This window comes from Pantoea sp. GW821-FHT03E06 (genome assembly GCF_059420725.1).
In genome coordinates this window covers 922,032-942,101 of sequence record NZ_JBWKUG010000001.1, presented here as the reverse complement: position 1 = coordinate 942,101, position 20,070 = coordinate 922,032, and the positions used below count along the sequence as shown (strand labels likewise).

The following is a 20,070-nucleotide window of genomic DNA, read 5'->3' as shown; positions in this document are numbered from 1 at the left end:
TGTGGGCGCCTTGCCTGCGCTTCCATCTTGAAACATCAATTTTTGGCATTACGGGGAGATCCAATGTTGAGCTTAAAGAATATGAAGGTCGGCGTCCGTCTGGGCATCGCCTTTGGTTTAGTGGTGGCACTGCTCGTCATCGTCGGTGTGACATCAATTAGCAAAATCAACACTATCAAAACCGGCATCACATCAATCGTGGAAGATCGCTATGTGAAAGTGCGCCTCGGTTTTGATGTGCGTGATGGCGTCAACGATCAGATTAAATACCTGCGCGGCATCGTGATTGATACCACGCGCCCCGAAAATAATGTCAAACGCTATCAGCAACTCGCCGATGCCACCGAACATACCAATAGCGCGATGAATAAAATCAAAGCGGTTCAGGTAACTGAAGTGGGTAAAAAGAAAATTGCCGGGTTGCTGGCCGCCAGTGACAAGTTCGAAGTAGAGAAAAAGGCGTTGCTGGAGCTGGTGCGCGCGGGCAATGCGGATGCGGCCAGCACCTATGTGCTGAAATCCATCACCGAAACGCAAAACGCGTTTCTGGATAGCGCGATAGCCTTTGCCAATTCTCAATCGGCACAGCTGGAACAGGAAGGCACAAAAATTATTGATAACGGTTCATCGGCGATTGAAATGACGCTGATCTTTTCCGCTATCGCCATTGCTGCCGCTATCGTACTGGGCTTTATGCTGACGCGTTCAATTGTGCGTCCGCTCAACGAAGCGGTAGAAGTTGCCGGGAAAGTGGCGGCGGGCGATCTGAGCTCACACATTGAAGTCACCGGCAAAGATGAAACCGCCGTGCTGATGCAGGCGCTGCAGGCGATGAACGACAATCTTTTGACCATCGTCTCGGACGTGCGCGCGGGTTCCGATACCATCGCGGTGGCGTCAAATCAGATCTCCAGCGGCAATATCGATCTCTCCTCACGTACCGAGCAGCAGGCGAGCTCGCTGGAAGAGACGGCTTCCGCCATGGAGCAGATGACCGCCACGGTGAAACACAATGCCGAGAATGCGCGCGAAGCCAATCAACTGGTCGCCAATACCTCGAGCGTAGCCAAAGAAGGCGGCGTGGTGATGGGACAGGTGATTGAGAAAATGGAAGCCATTACCCTGTCATCGAAGAAGATCGTCGATATTATCAGCGTGATTGACTCCATTGCCTTCCAGACCAACATCTTGTCCCTCAATGCTGCCGTCGAAGCGGCGCGCGCGGGTGAACAAGGTCGCGGTTTTGCCGTGGTCGCCACCGAAGTGCGTAATCTGGCAGCACGTTCTGCTTCTGCGGCTAAAGAGATCAAGGTGTTGATTGAGGATTCTGTCGCGAAAGTGGATGAAGGCAGCCGTCTGGTGACGCATGCGGGTTCCACCATTGGTGAAGTGGTCAACAGCGTAAAGAGCGTGGCGGATATTATGAGCGAAATCACCATTGCCAGCAGCGAACAGAGCAGCGGGATCAGCGAGATAAACTCTGCGATTACGCAGATGGAAGCGGTAACGCAGCAGAACGCCGCATTGGTGCAGGAAGCCTCAGCGGCATCACAGGCGTTGCAGGAGCAGGCGGATCGTTTGGCGCAGTCAATGAGCGTGTTTAAAACGGCTGCGGTTTAAGATTTGCCAGGTCGCCATAAATGGCGACCCTACCAAATTGTAAGGTGCGCATTAATGCGCACCTTGTTGATGACGAAGATTAATTCACCAATGAATACGCGATAGAAGAAATCGCCAGCACGCCAATCATCACCACAAATACGTTACTGATCTTACCGCTGTACTGACGCATTGCCGGCACCTTCTGGATGGCGTACATCGGCATCAGGAACAGAATCATCGCAATAATCGGCCCGCCCAGGGTTTCAATCATCCCCAAGATGCTGGGATTCAACGTCGCCACCAGCCAGGTGGTCAGCAGCATAAAGCCGGTCGTCAGACGATTCAGGCGCTGCGGCGTGACACTTTTACCGCGGCTGCGCAGCGATTTCACCACCATGCCGTTAAAACCTTCACGGGCGCCCAGGTAGTGGCCGAGGAACGATTTGGTAATGGCGACCATCGCCACGATCGGCCCCATCCACGCAATCATCGGCACATTAAAGTGGTTCGCCAGGTAGGAGAGAATGGTGATGTTTTGATCTTTCGCCGCCTTTAAATCAGCAGGTGACAGGCTCAGCACACAGCTGAACACAAAGAACATCACCGTAAACACCATCAAAAGATGGGCATTCGCCAGGATGCGTGAACATTTCTTCTCAGCGCCATCGCCGTACTCATTACGCTTGGCGACGGCAAAAGAGGAGATGATCGGCGAGTGATTGAAGGAAAACACCATCACCGGAATCGCCAGCCATAGCGTCATCCAGATACCACTGCCGCTCTGGCTCAGGGACAACGTTTCCAGCGCCGCGCCATGCCAGTGCGGTACCAGATAAGCCGCCAGCAGCATTAGCACGGCCACAAACGGAAACACCAGCACGCTCATGGCTTTCACAATCATCTGCTCGCCAAAGCGCACCACCGTCATCATGCCGATGATCAAAATCAGCGACAGAAGCACACGCGGCGGCGAAACCAGGCCCAGCTGATGCACGATAAAACTATCGACGGTATTGGTGATCGCCACGCTGTACATCAGCAGGATCGGATAGATAGCAAAGAAGTAGAGCAAGGTGATGATCTTGCCGGCACCGACGCCAAAGTGCTCTTCCACCACTTCGGTGATGTCTTCGCCGGGATTTTTACCGGAAAGCACAAAGCGCGTCAGCGCGCGGTGCGCATAATAGGTCATTGGAAAGGCAAGAATCGCCATAATAATCAGCGGAATCAGCCCGCCTGCACCGGCGTTAATCGGTAAAAAAAGCACGCCCGCTCCAATCGCCGTACCGTACAGACCCAGCATCCACACGGTATCACTCTTGCGCCAGCCCTTAGCTACCGTTTCAACGGTGCCAAGCGTACCGGTTTGTGAGTTGTCCATCTGTCTCTCCACAAGTTAAAGCTTAATCAACGCAGCCAAACGGTGGCTGCCAATTATGGCGCGGGCTTTGCAGCTCTGCCGTTGCGCAAAGGATGACGCTTAAAGACCACAATTTCACGCGTCCTGATGTTTTGCGCCGCAGTAAATGCACGAAACATGCGCGCAATCGATTGCATGGGGCGCTATTTGACATGAGACGCGGGATGAGTGCAAGAAGGAGTCACGGAGAGGAAGCAGAAAGGTCTGGTAAGCGTGGGGAAAGGTAGGTCAGTTGCGTTAATCGGTCGCCATGAATGGCGACCCTACGTTTGATGAGCGGGGTTTTCGTAGGGTGCGCATTTATGCGCACCTGGATACAAGCGAAAGTGGCAACGGTGAGTTGTTGCCACTGATAGCGGTTTTCTCCCAAATGATTCACGCAGCCAACGCACCTGCAGCGTGAAGTATGAAGGGAGAATCAGAATGCGCGCATCCTGTAGAGAGCATAAAGAAAATAGTACGCTGTGAGAGTATTCAAATTCATAATCATGTACTTCAGTTTTTCATTTTTATTTAGCAGTATGAAAATACCTTTTGAGTATTTCCCCCGCTTAATTTCATTAATTTCCTGGGCAATATCCGCAGGTGAAAACGAAGAGTGATACATTGCGGTCACGATTTGCATATCTAACGCTAATACGCGTTTTGAAATGCCTTTCAGGAAATAATCGAGATCGCTGGAGTGATATTTACTGATAATAGCGTCATAAAGTGCCGTCAGAAACTGCTTTCTCACTTTTAGTTCACTGTATTGCACCTTACGCTTGGATAATGATGCCTCCACATCTTCATAGTGATAAGCCGCGCCCGGTGTCACCAGGAAATTGTTAATACAGCTAAAGAACTTCAGGTTGAACAATAAATCCTCGCTCATTGAGATGCCTTCTAAAAAGCGCAGATTCAGTTCTTCGATGATCTGACGGCGATAACATTTGTTATGCAGATAACCGATGTTATCACTCATCTCCAGTTCACCGAGCACGTAGGGAATATCCTCATTACTGAAGAAGCCCGCCTGCGATACCTTCCCCACGCGGTTATCATTGAGGTTTCCTACCATCAAATCGACAGTTTCAGCTGGCCAGGCATCAAGATTCTGTTTGAAGATCATTAGGAAGTTATCATCCACCCAATCATCCGCATCGAGAAAGAGTACATATTCACCACGCGCCTGTTGCATTCCGCTATTGCGCGCCGCGCTAACACCGCCATTAACCTGGTGAATAACGGTGACTTGCGAATAAGCGCTAAACTCCTCCAGTATTTTCGGGGTTGTATCGCTGCTGCCATCATTAACGACAATAACCTCATAATTGCTGAACGTCTGTTTAAGTACGCTCAGCAAAGTACGCTTAATGGTTTTTTGTGAGTTATAGACGGGAATGATAAGACTAAATAGGGGTTTTTCATTCATGATAAACTCTCTTTACTGTCTGAGGTTTTGATATTGCTAAATAACAGCCATAGTTTCCTGGGGTTGATAAACACTTGATGAATACGCATAACTGGCTGAGCCGGGAAAAAGTAATTAAGTAGCGAGAAGGAGAGGAACTCGGTTAATACCACGCTCATTGCCGCGCCGTTTAAACCAAAATACGGTACCAATAACAGTGATGACGCCACGCAGATAACTAATACGACGAAGGTTTTCTTCACCAAATAACGATAACCGTTGTACTTAATAATAAAGCGATCCATGACGCTACTAAGCACCGCGCACATCGCCCCCACGCTGAGTAATAACGTTGGCGCTACCGCATCGAGATACTCGGCACCGTAAAAGTCGCGGATGAACCATCCGGACAGCAACCAAATAGCCAGAATCACCATTGATGAGACGCCAATCACCAGCAAATGTAATTTCTGCGCCTTGATAATCGACTGCTCATCATCACGTTCGGCAAAGAACGCAGGGAAAAATGAAGCCAGCAAGGCATTGGGTAAAAATACCCACGCGGTGGCTAACGTCAGCGCCACCGAGAAAATGCCCGCCTCTTTAACACCAAGGAAATAGGAGACGCTGATTTGGTTAACACGCGTATAGATCGCGACAGCAATCACGGAAAACACCAGGGAAATACCCGAGGCCACCATATAGCGTGAATACTTTTTCATCTGACGAATGGCCGGAATAGGCACCTGACGATGATATTTAAGAAAGATGGCGAGCTTAATGACGAACGGAATAAAGGTGGCCAGCACGATAGGAATAGCCAATAACCTGGCGTCCAGTTCAAACCAGGAAATAAAGAAGCGCACGGTTAAACTGATTGCCAACCCCGCCAGGTTGGCGATGACATTCAGGCGGGCATTAAGCATCGCCTCATTGTAGATATTCACCAAATCGAGTGACGAGAAGAGACAGGCAATGGCCGCCGCACAGATAAATACCAGCGCCTCAGTACTCCACTCCTCGCCCATAATCAGCATACCCGTTGCTGCCAGCACGCAGTAAATCACCAACACCAGCAGGAACGTGGCCATCATTAAGCGCATACCGGAGTGCCGGTTTTGCGATATACGTTTCAGCAGAATGACATCGCTGCCCATCAGCGCGATGCTTTGAATGAACTGAAAGACCAGCATCGAGATCGAGATAATGCCGAAGGTGGTGGGACCTACATATTTCGCCACATAGGAAGTGACAAATATCAGACCGAACACCGCAATCAGCTTTTCAGCGATCATCCACATGGAGTTTTTTAATTTATCTTTCACAACTCAACCTCAGCGTTTATTTCTGTGCCAGCCGGCGCAGACGCGATACCAGTCGTGGACTGACGAAAAACAGCGCAAAGTACAGACTCCACGGATTGAGCATCAATCCTGATGTGAAATAAGACTTAAAGCTGCGGCGGTAGAGTGAGATATATTCATCAACAAAGGCGCGACTAAATCCGTCGCTGTACAACGCTTTATAGATATAAGAGGAAGTGACTTTTAAATAGAGATGGTAATAACAACGGCTGTGCTGTGCAGATAAAAACGCCTGCATACCATTAAAGGAGCGCGCAAAGGAGAAGTGCTTTTCCCGCAGTGCCGAGCGCGTCGCGGAGTTATCCGATACCACATAGTGATAAACCACCCGTTGCGTAAATATCACCTGGCGATCCTGTTGCAGATGCAGGTAATTAATCACAAACAGCAGATCTTCAAAGTTATAAATTTCTTCATTAAAGCTAAGCTGATGCTGACGAATCACATCGCCGCGAAACACCTTATCGCAGATGCCGTGGCGGGGATTGAAATAGAGCAAATCGTTGATAGCCGCAGATGCCGCCAGCTGGCGCGTATCGGTGGCGTTGGCCGGGAAATCAAGAGGCTGCCCCTGCGGCGTGAAGTGCTGCGACTCCCCCACCACCAGCGCGACCGGGTTTTGCATCAGGTGCACATAGGTGGCAAACGCGCTGGGCGGCAGAAAATCATCCGCATCTAAAAAGCACAGCAGTTTGCCGCGCGAGGCGCGAATACCCTGATTGCGTGCCGAAGAGACGCCGCCGTTGGCTTTATCGATAATGTGAAAATGCGGGTAATGGGCGTAATGCTGTAATATCGCGAGCGAGTTATCGCTGGAACCGTCATTAATGAAGATGGCTTCAAAACGGGTTTCATCCTGCTTTAGCAGGCTATCAATGCATCGCTCCAGATACGCTGCGGCGTTATACACCGGCACAATGACGCTGAGTAAAACGTCGTTAACGGGATTTTGCATATGACCTCTGGACTCTGTCGACTTTAAAATTGCGGGCGGATAAAAACATCGGTGAACGCAATGGTGATTAATCGATAACTATCACTACACGTTGCTTTCGCCCTGCTTAACATTTATGGGATAGGTATTTCAGAGTTTCCTCAGGCTAATTAAAAAAGCCGGGAAATGCTGGCTATAAAAAAAGCGTAATAAGATAATCGCCATATAAACTGAGCAATCTCATTCTGTTTTCAGCTGCTAAAATAGGCAGGCTACCGCCCCAGGCTTACAGCTACCCGTGTACTGAAAACAGTTAACTCTTTTTTTTGGCGTAAAGAAGCTGCGCTGCACTCACAGGAGTTCAGTTGTTTTTCAGCAAGTTACGCTTTCATGCGGCGATTTTTGCATTACGCAGATACCGCATTCATCAATGTGTACTTAAATTAAATTTTTATCTTTTATGTAATGAGAATAAAAAACGCTGGCGCTTTATTGCACCCATTACGTAACGCAAGACATGTCGATCGGCGGTGAAAAGACGCATCAAAAAACGGGCCTTTTCAACCCACGTGACGACATTAACGATATTTGCTGTATGCCCTGCACTTTTATTACCTCGGTGCGTCTTTCGCTAGCCGATAAGTGCAAGTGGCGTTAATCCAGTGCGGCTCTCGCAGCCGCACTGCAACGGGCATAAGGCCCAAAATTTGCGATCTGGTTCAAAACTTATAGCGGCATTCTCACCAGTAGTGGTTATAAGGTCAATGGCTTCCAGACCAAAACGGAATTTACTCAGGGGCAGCATTGATAAATTTTAAGCCTATAGATTAGCCGTGATGAATGAATATTTACGCCATTGATTAGCGCCAGCAACTCGATAGGCCAGGAATAAGAGGGGGAAGCCCGATCTCAATGTACCAGCACAAACCACCCCTTACGTCGCGAGGAGATTGTAGCCAGCTCACAACTCTGGCGTTAGTCGATCACCGCCTGCATTTTCGCGTGCTAGTCTGCCTGGATGCCACTCTCCAGTTTTCCTTACTGCAGGCCGTATGAAACGCAGACTCCCTTTTCAGGTAAAACTCTTTCTCTCTCTGGTGCTTTTTTCCTGCCTGCTGCTGGCTTTGCTGGGCACAATTCTGTTTCATTTTATCGACAGGCAGTTGCATCACGATCTTGGGCAGCGCGCACGCGTGCAGGCCAGCGAAATTGCGCTGATGCCGGGCCTGGCGGATAAGGTGGCGCGTCGGGATATCGCGGGGATTGCCGCGTTGATTCAGCCGCTGCGCGACCAAAGTGATGCCAGTTACATCGTGATAGGTGACGTGCGTGAACAACATCTTTACCACTCGGAATCGCCCGAGCGCCTTAATCTGCCCTTGATTGGCGGCGACAATGCCGAGGTGCTGCAAGGCAAAACCATCATTTCCGTACGCAAAGGTGGCATCGGCGTTTCCCTGCGCAGCAAAGCCCCCATTTTTGATGCGCAGCATCAGGTGATTGGCATTGTCTCGGTGGGTTATCTCACGTCCTATATTGCCAATATCAATGCCAGCCTGCTGTGGCAAGCCAGCCTCTACGGTGTGGCCCTGCTGCTGCTGCTGTTTATTTTTTCATGGGTGTTTAGTCGCAACCTGAAAAAACAGATGTTCTGGCTTGAGCCAAAAGATATTGCGCTACTGGTGCTGCAGCAAAAAGCGTTGCTGGAGGCGATGTATGAAGGCGTGTTTGCCGTGAATGCAGAAAAACAGCTGATTTTGATCAATCGTGCCGCCCGGGAATTACTGGATTTGCAGCAGAGTGAAAAAGAGCTGCTGGGGAAACCGCTTGATGCGGTGTTGCAGATACACCCCGCGTTTCTCAGCCAACGTGACGTACATGAGCCAAGTCGTCATCATGACCAGATTACCGTACTGAATCAGCGCCAGGTGATCGTTAATCGGGTCGCGATTGAGCTGGAGCCCGGCGAGCCCAGCGGCTGGGTATGCAGCTTCCGCGATAAAAATGACATCAATACGCTGAGCAGCCAACTAAGCCAGGTGAAGCGCTACGCGGATAATTTACGCATCATGCGCCATGAACAGCTGAACTGGACGGCGACGCTGGTCGGCCTGCTACAAATGCAGCGTTATGACGATGCCATGCGCTATATCCATGCGCAATCTGCGGGCGCGCAGCAGGTCCTGGATTTTGTCTCGGCGCGCTTTACTTCGCCCGCGCTCTGCGGACTGCTGCTGGGGAAATATGTTAGTGCCAGAGAGAAAGGCGTCGAGCTGAAATTCGATCCGGCCTGCCAGCTTACGCGTCTTCCCGCCGCGCTGAGTGAAACGGCGCTCATGTCCGTGGTGGGAAATGTGCTGGATAACGCCGTGGATGCCACGCTGAACGTTAGGCCACCGGCCAACCCTATCGAGCTCTATATTTCAGACAGAAATCACGAGCTGTTAATTGAAGTCGCCGACCAGGGCTGCGGCGTCGATGAGGCGATAAAACCGCATCTGTTTGAGCAAGGCGTGACCAGCAAACCCACCAGCGGCGACGATATGCTGGGTTCCGAACACGGCATCGGCCTCTACCTGGCGGCGGGTTATGTTCATCAGGCGGGCGGCAGCATTGAGATCAGCGAAAACGCGCCACAGGGCACCATTTTCTCCATTTTCATTCCGTTCCAGCCCGAGGTTTCAACAGGACTATCCCATGAATAACGCCAAAGCACTTGATGTCGTCATTGTGGAAGATGAACCCCATCTGGCCGATTTGCATCGCGAATTTATCGAGCAACATTTTCATCTGCGCGTGGTAGGTATTGCCGCCACGCTGCAGCAGGCGCGGGATCTTATTCGCGTGCATCAGCCGCGCCTGGTGCTACTCGATAATTACTTGCCGGATGGCCAGGGCGTCACGCTGATTGACGATCCTCTCCTGAAGCGATTTGAGTGCTCAGTGATTTTCATCACGGCCGCCAGCGATATGCAAACCTGCAGCCACGCGATGCGCAGCGGCGCTTTCGATTACCTGCTAAAACCGGTGTTTTTTCATCGCCTGCGCGCCTCGCTGGAACGCTTTATGCTGTTGGTCCAGACGATGCGCCAGATGACGAATGTTGATCAGCACGCGCTGGATAAGCTGTTCAATTTGCCCACCAGCGATGTGCCCGCTGCCCCCTCGACGAAGGGGATAGAAACCATCACGCTGGAACGGGTTAAGCACTTTTTTAGCGCTGCGCCCGCCGCCAGCTGGTCGGTGGAGCAAGTGGTGGAGAGCGTGGGAATCAGCAAAACCACTGGACGCCGTTACCTGGAATATTGTGTCGAAATCGGCTTTATTGGCGTGGAGATGCAGTATGGCAATATCGGCCATCCGCGTCGGCTCTACCGTAAAATCACGCAGGCGGAATAGTGTGACCGAGCGCAAATGCCGGGCCGCCGTCTGCGTGGTTTTAATGGTGTTAATTGGCTAAACAGCGCCAACAATCACACTTCGTGAAGATAACGATCTGTCACCTCTTGTCTGACAAAACCGATCGGCTATGTTGACCTTTAGTTCCTAAAATGTAACTAAAAGGTTAATTATAATGTCGAACACTTTCCATCTCTCTCTGGTTGCTACTACTGTCCTGCTCGCCGCTTCTGCCTTCGCCGCCCCGCCGCAGGGCTATCCGGCTAACTATCAAAGCGTGATAGATGCGGCGACAAAAGAGGGCAAAGTGGTGGTTTACTCCACCACCGACACCAAAGCGGCCGGTCCGCTTATTCAGGGCTTTGAATCCACTTATCCGGGTATCAAAGTGGAATATAACGATATGAATAGCACCGAGCTGTATAACCGCTTTATCAGCGAGCAGGCTTCAGGCGGCAGCAGCGGCGATGTGGTGTGGAGCTCCTCAATGGACACCGGCCTGAAGCTGGCGACCGACTATGCGCAGGAGTATCAATCGCCAGAGTTGAGCCAGATCCCTAAGTGGGCGGTGTGGAATAATAAGGCCTACGGCACCACCTACGAACCGGTGGTTTTCATTTACAACAAACGCCTGATTCCCGCCGCTGACGTGCCTGATTCACATACCGCGCTGGCCAAGCTTATTGCCAGCCAGACGGACAAATTCAAGAGTAAAGTCACCACCTACGATATTGAAAAATCGGGCCTTGGCTTCATGCTTTCGGTGCAGGATGACAAAGCCGATCCTCACTATTTCACCACCCTGGCTGACGTCGCCAAAGGTGGGTTAGCTGTACAATCCTCTACCGGCACCATGATGGAAAGGGTGTCATCCGGCGAAAACCTGATCGGTTTCAACATCCTCGGTTCCTACGCGGAAGCCCGCGCCAAAACCGATCCTTCACTGGGTATTTCCTATCCGAAGGATTACACCCTGGTCCTGTCTCGCGTCTCCTTTATCAGCCAGCAGGCGCACAACAGCAATGCGGCCAAACTCTGGCTCGATTACGTGTTGTCGGAGAAAGGACAAAGCATTCTGGCCAATCAGGCCGATATCCCTTCCCTGCGTAACGATATCGAAGGCAAAAACGATATTGATGGCATGACCAAAATGTTAGGCAAAGCGCTGAAACCGATCCCGGTTGACGAGAGCCTGCTGGAATATCTGCAGCCGAAAAAACGTCTCGATTACATCAAACAGTGGCGCACGGCCGCCGGTAAATAACGGCAGTAAGCAAGCGCGGCGGCTGCGTCGCGCTTCTCTTTCTCTTATCTGATTTCGCCATTCAGGGTCTCATTATGAGTACATTGCGCAGAAAGTGGCAAAGCTTGCCGCGCGGCGTCGTGGTGCTGATAACCGCGCTGGTTATCTATGTGCCGCTGTCGTTCATCGTGATACAAAGTTTTCTCTCCGCCCCGTTCTTCTCTCCGTCGAAAGCGTGGAGCCTGGAAGCATTCGAATTTATTTTTACCGATCCCGATTTCTACAAGGCATTGCGAAGCGGATTTATTCTGGCCTTCGGCCTGGTGATCATCGCCATCCCGCTGGGCGGCATTTTGGCGTTCTTAATGGTGCGCACCGATCTCCCCGGCAGACGCATTATTGAGCCACTGATCCTCGTACCGATTTTTGTCTCGCCGATGGTGCTGGGCTTTGGTTATGTGGTGGCGGCCGGGCCGGTGGGATTCTTCTCGCTGTGGGCGCAGTCGCTGCTGGGATTTTTGCCGTGGAATATCTACGACATGTCGAGCATCGTGGTGATTGCCGGGTTAACCCACGTGCCCCACGCCTATCTTTACATCTCATCAGCCCTGCGCAGCGTGGGGTCGGATGTGGAAGAAGCCGCACGTATCGCCGGTGCCTCGCCGTTGCAGGTGATGACGGCCGTGAGCCTGCCGATGGTACGTCCGTCAATCCTGTATGCCATTGTGCTGCTGTTTTTCCTCGGGCTGGAAGTGTTCGGCCTGATGCTAGTGCTAGGCGATCCTGAAGGCAACATGGTGCTGGCAACCTATCTCTACCAGCTCACTAATAAACTCGGCACACCGTCCTACCACCTGATGGCCGCAGTGGCCGTGGTGCTGATTTGTATCACGGTGCCGCTGGTGATGCTGCAACGCCGCCTGATGCGCACCGCCAACCGCTTTGTCACCGTCAAAGGGAAAGCGTCGCAGGCGCGCGCCCTGCCGCTGGGCAAATGGCGCTGGGTGGCCGGTGCGGTGGTCGCCTTCTGGCTGACCGTAACCATTGGTGTTCCGCTGCTCGGCGTGGTGCTGCGCGCCTTTATCTCCAACTGGGGCGTTGGCGTCTCGCTGTGGGATGAGCTGTCGATCAAAACGTTCCAGACCATCTGGGCGCAGCCCAACCTGCTGCGCGCCATCGTCAACTCCATGGCGATCGGCGTCATTGGCGGTGCCGTGGCGGTAGGCTGTTATCTGTTTATCGGCATCGCTATGCACCGCAAACCGGACAACACCACGCGCTTCCTTGACTACAGCGTGCTGGTGCCGCGCGCGGTGCCGGGATTGCTGGCGGGCCTGGCGTTTCTCTGGGTATTCCTGTTCCTGCCAATGTGGCTGGACAACGCACTGAAATCAGGCTGGCTTTCCGATTTCGCCTGGTCGCAGTGGCTGCGCGATAACCTGGTGGTCTGGCTGCGATCGCTGCGCAGCACCATCTTCAGCGTCTGGCTGGCCTACACCGTGGTGTGGATGGCGTACGGCCTGCGTTTGATCTCTTCCACCCTGCTTCAGGTGGGTCCGGAACTGGAAGAGGCGGCACGCAGCACCGGCGCCACGCGCGGACAGATTACGCGTCACGTGACCATTCCATTATCCCGCTACGGCCTGATTGGCTCCTGGCTGCTGATGTTCCTGATATTCGAACGCGAATACTCAACGGGCGTTTATCTGCTTTCGCCGGGTACAGAAACCATCGGCTCAATGCTGGTTTCTCTGTGGGCGGCAGGCGCGATTGATATCGTCGCCGCACTCTCCTTTATTAATATCCTGCTGGTGGTCGTCGGCTTGGGTATCGCTTTACGCTTTGGAGTGAAATTACATGATTGAATTATCGGTCGAGAACCTGCACTTAACCTACGGCGACAACCCGGTGCTGAAAGGCGTTTCAATGAACCTGCAGCGTGGTGAAGTGGTGTCCCTGCTGGGGCCCTCCGGCAGCGGTAAAACCACGCTGCTGCGCGCGGTCGCCGGGCTGGAGAAGCCGACTCAGGGCACGATTATCATCGGCAAAAACCAGGTTTACGCCGGCACGCCGCGCAGCGAGATCCCCGCAGAGGAACGTAATCTGGGATTAGTGTTCCAGTCTTACGCGCTGTGGCCACACAAAACGGTGTTTGAGAACGTCGCCTACCCTTTGAAACTGCGCAAAGTGGCCTCCGCTGAAATCACCCAGCGGGTGAATGATGTTCTCTCGCAGCTTGGCCTTGGCCATTTGGGTAAACGCCATCCGCATCAGCTTTCCGGTGGGCAGCAGCAGCGCGTGGCGATTGGTCGCGCGCTGGTTTACAACCCGCCGGTGATCCTGCTGGATGAGCCACTTTCAAACCTGGATGCCAAATTGCGTGAAGAGGCGCGCGTGTTCCTGCGCGAGCTGATCATCAAGCTGGGCTTGTCGGCGTTGATGGTGACGCACGATCAAAATGAGGCGATGGCGATTTCCGACCGTATTTTGTTGCTGAATAACGGCAAGATCGAGCAACAGGGTACGCCGCAGGAGATGTACGGCTCGCCGAAAACCCTGTTTACCGCCGAGTTTATGGGCAGCAATAACCGGCTGCACGGCAAAATCACCGAGCTGCGCGACGGCAAAGCGCGGATCGAAGGTAAAGGCTGGGCGTTATGGGGGTTAGCGGGTGAAGGTGTGCAACAGGGGCAGGATGCCACGGCGGTGATTCGCGTGGAGCGCGTGAGGTTGGTTGATGGCCCTGGCGAAAACCAGCTGGAACTGCCGCTGCTCACCAGCATGTATCTCGGCGACCGCTGGGAATATCTGTTCCGCACCGTCGGCGACGATTTTGTGATTCGCGCCTACGGCACCGAGGTGCGCGATCCGCAGCACTGCCATCTGGCATTGCCGGAAAACCACGTATGGATTTTCCCGAAAGGGTGAGGTGTTTGGGAGCGGTTTTTGCCGCTCCCTGCTGGGTAGGCTCTCAATACTTACTGATTCTCCATCCCGATAAAAAATTAGCCAAGCCATCACGGCAACAAAAACAATAAAATCAAGCGCCCTTTTCACCCATAAGTAATAACTATCGTTAATGGAATAATTCAAGACCAGTCTCAATTATATTTTCTGTGTAATTCAAATATCATCCCTCCCGCAAAGCATCGACTTACCCATATTAATCTCAACCACCAACCACCCCATTCAGCGCACGAAATTATTTTTCGCGCGTAATTTGCTTGCGGGAATAAAAAATGAACAAAAATTATCGCGTTATCTGGAATCATAGCCAGGGTAATTATGTGGTAACCTCAGAACTTGCGCGCGGAAAAGTTAAATCATCCTCCTCAGCATCTGTCATTCAGGTTATTCGCCGCGGAGCACTGGGCGCCTTAATTACGGCAGCAGCAGTAGGGCTCTTTATTCAACCCGCATTCGCCGCTCCCGCCTACGGAGAATACGCATCCGGTCAGGGAAACATCCTCGATATTAAAGATAAAGATGTCAATACCACTGGTGCTGATGCTCATGGTTTATTCGTTGAAAAAAATGCCACTGCTTATAGTAGCAATGTGAATTTTAACACTTCCGGTAGTGGTGCTTACGCCGTTTATGTTACTGGCGCAGGCTCAAATATTAATGTATCCGGAGGAAGCGTTACCACCACAGGCGCAGCCGGACATGGGTTAGTTGCGGGTAAAAGCGGTAACCTGACGGCCAGCGATATCACTATCAATAGTTCGGGTAAAGGGGTGTACGCGAACGCAGCAACGATTAAAGCTAAAAATCTGAATGTGAACGCCGCGGGATTTGGCGTACATGGTTTAGGTAAAGGTGCACTCGTGGACATCGCAGACAGCACGGTTAACGTGGCGGGAAATGGTGCCTATGCCGTTGCAGCAGAGACCAGCGGAAAAGTCTCCAGCACGAACGTTGACTACATCACCAGCGGTGAAAAATCATATGGTGGCTGGGTGGGCGGTGGTTCACAGCTGGATATTACTGGCGGTTCGATTACCGCCACCGGTGCGGGAAGCTACGGTATTTATACTAAAGGTAGCGGTATTCTTCATGCCGATGGCGTAACGGTAAACTCCGCACGCTGGGGGGTTTACAGTGAAAACTCGGCTGTAACGCTCAAGAATATGCATATTACTTCAGGCTCTTCAGGTATCTATGCCACGGGAAGCAACGCGATATTCAATATTGAACATACCGATATATTAAGTATGAACAATGGCGCAGAAGCCGTTTCCTTTAAAAAAGGTGCCAGCGGAATATTGAATCATGTCAATGTTGAAACGACCGGTGATAAAGCCTACGCCATTTATGCCAGTGGCCAAGGTTCCACACTGACTATCAGCGATACGCGCGTAACAACCCATGGTGCGGCAAGTTACGGTATTGCTGCACTCGATAACGCAAAAATTCTTATTAAGGATATTCAGGTTGCTTCAACGGGTTATGGGCTCTACGCTAACAAATCAACGCTTGACGTCAGCAATGCGAATATCGATGCGCAGTCATCTGGCATCTATGGAACCGGAGATGGCACCTCAATAAAAATTGACAATAGCACTATTTCTGGTAGCAAAAATGGCGAAGGTGCAGTTTATATTTCAGGCGCGGGTGCTTCCGCAACGGTTAGCAATAGTAAGCTAATATCATCCGGTGAAAATAACAGTGGGCTTACTTCACAGTATTCAAGTGCCATTGATGCTAATAATGTTGATATTGAAATCACCCATGGCGGCATCGGGACCAAATCAACCTATGATGGCAAATTAAAAGTCTCAAATTCAACAATAACCAGTTTAAGTGGCGGAACTGCATTTTCTGTGCAAAGCGGTTCATCTCTTACCGCTGACAACATGCTGGTGAACCTGAATAACAGCAATAATTCGGGTATAGAGACTATTGCAATTCACACCGGCAATGCTTATTTAAGCTCTAACAATCCTACAGCTAGCATTAATAACTCCACTTTAAACGTTAAAGGTGATAATGGGATTGGTATCCTAACCCGTTATACTGAAAGCGATATTAATCTGAATAGCACGTCGCTGACCGTTGAAAATGGACCCGCCGTGCTTGCCTACAATGCCGCGTTAACCACTATCAACCTGGATAATAGCGTATTGTCCGGCAGTACATTGCTGGAAGCGGGTAAGCTGGCATCCGGCGAAGATGCGGGAGCCGATGTCAGAGGCATCACGCTGAACGCCAGCAATCATTCTCTGCTGCAGGGCGATATCAATATTGAACGCAGCAAAACGTTAAATAGCACTCTCTCTTTGAACGCCGGTTCGATCTGGCGCGGCGCGGCTCATGACCTGCAAAACCTGACGCTGGGCGACAACAGTAGCTGGAATATTACCGGCGACTCCACGGTTGACAACCTGACAGCAAAAGACAGCATCATCAGTTTTGATCACAGCGACGGAAGCTTTAAAAACCTGACCGTTAACGGCAATTACCACGCTGACAACGCTAAGCTGGTAATGAACCTGGCGCTGGGCGATGACAACTCCGCAACGGACCACCTGCATATCACTGGCGACAGCAGCGGCACCACCAAAGTTCAGGTGCATAATGCTGGCGGCAAAGGTGATGCCACGCTGCAAGGCATTGAGCTTATCAAGGTTGACGGCAACGCAGCGGGCAAATTTGAACAGGATGGCCGCATTGTTGGCGGCGCGTGGGATTACGATCTGGTGCAAGGCGATAACGGCAAATGGCAGCTGACGAGCTGGTCGCCGGTTGATCCCACCACGCCGGTTGATCCCACAATACCTGTTGATCCAGGAATCACACCGCCTGAGCATGCACCGCGCGCACGTCCTGAAGTTGGCAGCTATATCGCCAATCTGGCAGCGGCAAACAATCTGTTTACGCTGAGTGCCGCAGATCGGTCCGGTATCACCGAATATCGAGACCCGATGACCGGCAAAGTGGAAAAAACTACGCTGTGGCTGCGCAATAAAGCGTCGCACAATCGCTTTGACGACAGCACCGGCCAGCTGAAGAGCACCACCAATATCGCTATGACACAGCTGGGCGGTGACGTGGCGCAGTGGAGTCTAAACGGCAGTGACCGTTTCAGCCTTGGCGTGATGGCCGGCTACGGTAATGCGAAAAGCCATACCAAATCTACCATCACCGGCTACACCGCCAGGGGCCAGATTAATGGTTACAGCGGTGGTGTTTACGCAAACTGGCAGCAGGACAGCGTGTCAAAAACCGGTGCCTATGCCGACAGCTGGCTGGCTTACAGCACATTCAACAACAGCGTGAAAGGTGACGGTATCGGTCAGGAGAGCTATAAGTCGCACGGCCTCAGCGCATCACTGGAAGGTGGCTATACCTTTGCGTTCGGTGAGCAGCAGCAATATCGCCTGCAGCCAAAAGCACAGGCAGTATGGATGGGTGTGAAACCGGGTGATTACACCGAACAAAACGGGACGCACGTCAGCGCCACCGGCAATAATAATGTGCAAACCCGCGCTGGCGTGCGTGCTGCGATGAAGAGCGCTATCGTTGAGCCCTATGCAGAAGTGAACTGGCTGCACAACACGCAGCGCTACGGTAGCCAGCTAGACGGCGTGAAGATCGAGCAGGCCGGCGCGCGCAATATCGGTGAAGTGAAGCTCGGCATGGAGGCTAAAGTGCTCGATCGCGTGGGTGTCTGGGGCGGCGTGGCACAACAGGTTGGCGGTAAAGGCTTTAGTGAATCTAGCGCCTCTCTGGGCGTCAACGTCAGTTTTTAATCGCGCAATCGGCCTGTCTTAATCAGAGCATCGCTGGAAACAGCGGTGCTTTTTTTATGGCCTGGATTCTTCCCCCACAAACAAAAAAAGGCGAGGCCAAAGGCCTCGCCAAACAGGTGCTGGACCTCAATCGTAATAGGGAAGCTTACGATCGACACCGTTGATATTGACCAGCACAAAGCCCGTCGGAGCGGTGGCATTGGTTGGTGTACCGGCCGCCGTCGCCACTGTCAGCACCCCTTTCTCATTGGCGCCAATGCCCGCCAATCCGTTATGCAGACCGAAGCGCGCCGCCGGTTTAAAGCCGCCCAGCTTGGTGGTATCGGTCACTACCGAGAAGTCCTGCTGGAACAGCGAGCATGAACCGCTATCGAAACGCGTTGGACCGGTGCATTTCAGGTTCATCATGGTGTCGCCGCTGTTGGCGCGCAGCTTTACCCACACCGCCGCATAGGTGGTGCCCACGCGGCTGTAGCGGATATCCAGCACCGCTGGCTGTCCCATGTGATAGACATCGGCCCAGACCGTTTCCAGTCGCTGCAGGTTGATCCAGGTTTTCCCGGTCGCCGCCACATTCACCGGCGACCCCGCGGTACCGGTTGGCTGAGTGGCATCCGCCTTACCAATAAACTCCATCACCCACTGCTGGTTGGCGTTGGGGAAGAACAGCTGCCCCAGGCGATACCAGTTATCGGTGTCGGTATTGTTAGTGATTTTGTAGCCGCTGAAATAGCCGGCACGCAGCGATCCGGTGAGGAAGCTGCCGTAGCTTTCATCACGGCGGTAGCCATATTCAAAGGTGGATAACCAGCGTCCGGCGGCGGCATCGGTACTCACTTTAGCGCCCGATTGCAGGTTGAGCTGGCGGATAGTGACGCGCGCGTTGTTGAGGTTAAACGGATTACCGCAGTCCTCAATATTCAGCGTATCAATGGTCCAGCCGCCGTCGGAGAGATCGCCCGGATTGCGCGTATGCTCGATCCACACGTTACGCAAAATCCCCTGCGTCACGCGCGGCATGTAGATCGTGGCATCCGCATAACCGGTCTGGAAGTTACAGTTACAGATCTCAATTGCCGTGGAGTGATCCCAGGCGCCCTTTGGCGAGTTCGACCAGCCAACATCAAACACGCGCCCGTAGGTATACAGGGTGTAAATCTGGTCAAATTTACTGTCCAGCGTATCCAGCAGCTTGATCACCGTACCGCCGTTATTCTGCGCGCGGAAACAGTAGATATTGACGGTGGTGCCTTCGATACAGGTATTCTCGAAGAACGGCTGCACGTTGCTGCACATATCGGCGGTGATGGTGCTTTTGTTGGTGGTGACGTCCGCTGAAGCCTGACCGTTCCACGCAATGCCTCGGATCGACGTGCGGCGCGCCTTCACCTTAAATACCGTGTTGGGGCTTTTGTCAGAGATGATGGTCGTACGCGGTAAAGAGCCCAGCTCCACGTCATCGCCTTGTAAACCAAAATAGGCGCGCTCGGTGCCGCTAATGTCAATGGGGTTAATCAAGAACCGACCGCCAGGGAAACGCACCGGTAAGGCAGCAATATTTCCTGAATAATTTTGCGTCCACGCCAGCATCCGATTGAACGCATCGGTATCGTTGGCGTAACCATCACCTTTGGCACCAAAGTGATACACGTTGATATCGGAAGGATCGTTAATCACACGTTTCCAGTAAAACCCGTTCCCCACCGCCAGCGTACCGCCATCATCGGCGGCCGTGGTGCTGCCGATAAAGCCGGTAAAGTCACCGCCGCCGTGGAAGGTGGAGTCGGCGTTGTAGCGACGTAAGAATGCCAGATCGCCGTTTTTGGTCGGTACAGTGGTGCGCAGTTCTGCATAAGAGTTAACTTCGATCATCATAGCCTCCTCGGCTTTTCAGGTAGGTAATGCAAATGCGTGAGAGCAGCGTTAGGGGGCCGGTTGGCCGCAGTGCCGATCCCAAAGGTCG

General features: G+C 52.3%; 12 protein-coding genes. 7 read left to right on the top strand and 5 right to left on the bottom strand.

The annotated features are described in order from the left end of the window. The first annotated feature begins 63 nt into the window (after positions 1 to 63). The gene (locus AC07WB_RS04240; protein ID WP_494940081.1) at positions 64 to 1,620 is read left to right on the top strand and encodes a methyl-accepting chemotaxis protein; all 1,557 of its coding nucleotides are present in this window, start codon (positions 64 to 66) and stop codon (positions 1,618 to 1,620) included. Between the two features lie 79 nt (positions 1,621 to 1,699). Here the strand turns inward: AC07WB_RS04240 and AC07WB_RS04235 are convergent, their stop codons facing one another. The 4 genes from AC07WB_RS04235 to AC07WB_RS04220 form a co-directional block, all read right to left on the bottom strand. After that, positions 1,700 to 2,983, bottom strand: a complete 1,284-nt coding sequence (locus tag AC07WB_RS04235; RefSeq protein ID WP_494940080.1) for an HAAAP family serine/threonine permease — start codon at positions 2,981 to 2,983, stop codon at positions 1,700 to 1,702. A gap of 457 nt (positions 2,984 to 3,440) precedes the next feature. Beyond that, on the bottom strand, positions 3,441 to 4,436 hold the full coding sequence (locus tag AC07WB_RS04230; protein WP_345827201.1) for a glycosyltransferase family 2 protein: 996 nt from the start codon (positions 4,434 to 4,436) through the stop codon (positions 3,441 to 3,443). After that, the gene (locus AC07WB_RS04225; protein WP_494940079.1) at positions 4,433 to 5,740 is read right to left on the bottom strand and encodes an oligosaccharide flippase family protein; all 1,308 of its coding nucleotides are present in this window, start codon (positions 5,738 to 5,740) and stop codon (positions 4,433 to 4,435) included. The genes AC07WB_RS04230 and AC07WB_RS04225 overlap by 4 nt, the downstream gene beginning before the upstream one ends. Before the next feature lie 16 nt (positions 5,741 to 5,756). After that, positions 5,757 to 6,734 carry a glycosyltransferase family 2 protein gene (locus tag AC07WB_RS04220; protein ID WP_345827203.1) on the bottom strand — a complete coding sequence of 326 codons (978 nt, stop codon included), beginning with the start codon at positions 6,732 to 6,734 and terminating at the stop codon, positions 5,757 to 5,759. A 1,031-nt stretch (positions 6,735 to 7,765) separates the two neighbouring features. On the opposite strand from AC07WB_RS04220, the gene AC07WB_RS04215 reads away from it, so the two are divergent. From AC07WB_RS04215 to AC07WB_RS04190, 6 genes are all read left to right on the top strand, one after another. After that, positions 7,766 to 9,418, top strand: coding sequence for an ATP-binding protein (locus AC07WB_RS04215; RefSeq protein WP_494940078.1), 1,653 nt, complete (start codon positions 7,766 to 7,768; stop codon positions 9,416 to 9,418). After that, positions 9,411 to 10,112 carry a response regulator gene (locus tag AC07WB_RS04210; RefSeq protein ID WP_345827206.1) on the top strand — a complete coding sequence of 234 codons (702 nt, stop codon included), beginning with the start codon at positions 9,411 to 9,413 and terminating at the stop codon, positions 10,110 to 10,112. Before AC07WB_RS04215 ends, AC07WB_RS04210 begins: the two co-directional genes overlap by 8 nt. Before the next feature lie 175 nt (positions 10,113 to 10,287). Beyond that, positions 10,288 to 11,376 (top strand): ABC transporter substrate-binding protein, encoded by a 1,089-nt coding sequence (locus tag AC07WB_RS04205; protein ID WP_494940077.1) that lies wholly within the window; start codon positions 10,288 to 10,290, stop codon positions 11,374 to 11,376. 74 nt (positions 11,377 to 11,450) lie between these two features. Next, positions 11,451 to 13,220, top strand: coding sequence for an ABC transporter permease (locus AC07WB_RS04200; RefSeq protein WP_494940076.1), 1,770 nt, complete (start codon positions 11,451 to 11,453; stop codon positions 13,218 to 13,220). After that, positions 13,213 to 14,283: an ABC transporter ATP-binding protein gene (locus AC07WB_RS04195; RefSeq protein ID WP_097094802.1), complete on the top strand. Its 1,071-nt coding sequence runs from the start codon at positions 13,213 to 13,215 to the stop codon at positions 14,281 to 14,283. Before AC07WB_RS04200 ends, AC07WB_RS04195 begins: the two co-directional genes overlap by 8 nt. Before the next feature lie 311 nt (positions 14,284 to 14,594). After that, positions 14,595 to 18,107, top strand: coding sequence for an autotransporter outer membrane beta-barrel domain-containing protein (locus AC07WB_RS04190; protein ID WP_494940075.1), 3,513 nt, complete (start codon positions 14,595 to 14,597; stop codon positions 18,105 to 18,107). A 126-nt stretch (positions 18,108 to 18,233) separates the two neighbouring features. On the opposite strand, the gene AC07WB_RS04185 is transcribed toward AC07WB_RS04190, so the two are convergent. Continuing rightward, positions 18,234 to 19,979 carry a putative phage tail protein gene (locus AC07WB_RS04185; RefSeq protein ID WP_494940074.1) on the bottom strand — a complete coding sequence of 582 codons (1,746 nt, stop codon included), beginning with the start codon at positions 19,977 to 19,979 and terminating at the stop codon, positions 18,234 to 18,236. Positions 19,980 to 20,070 lie beyond the last annotated feature (91 nt).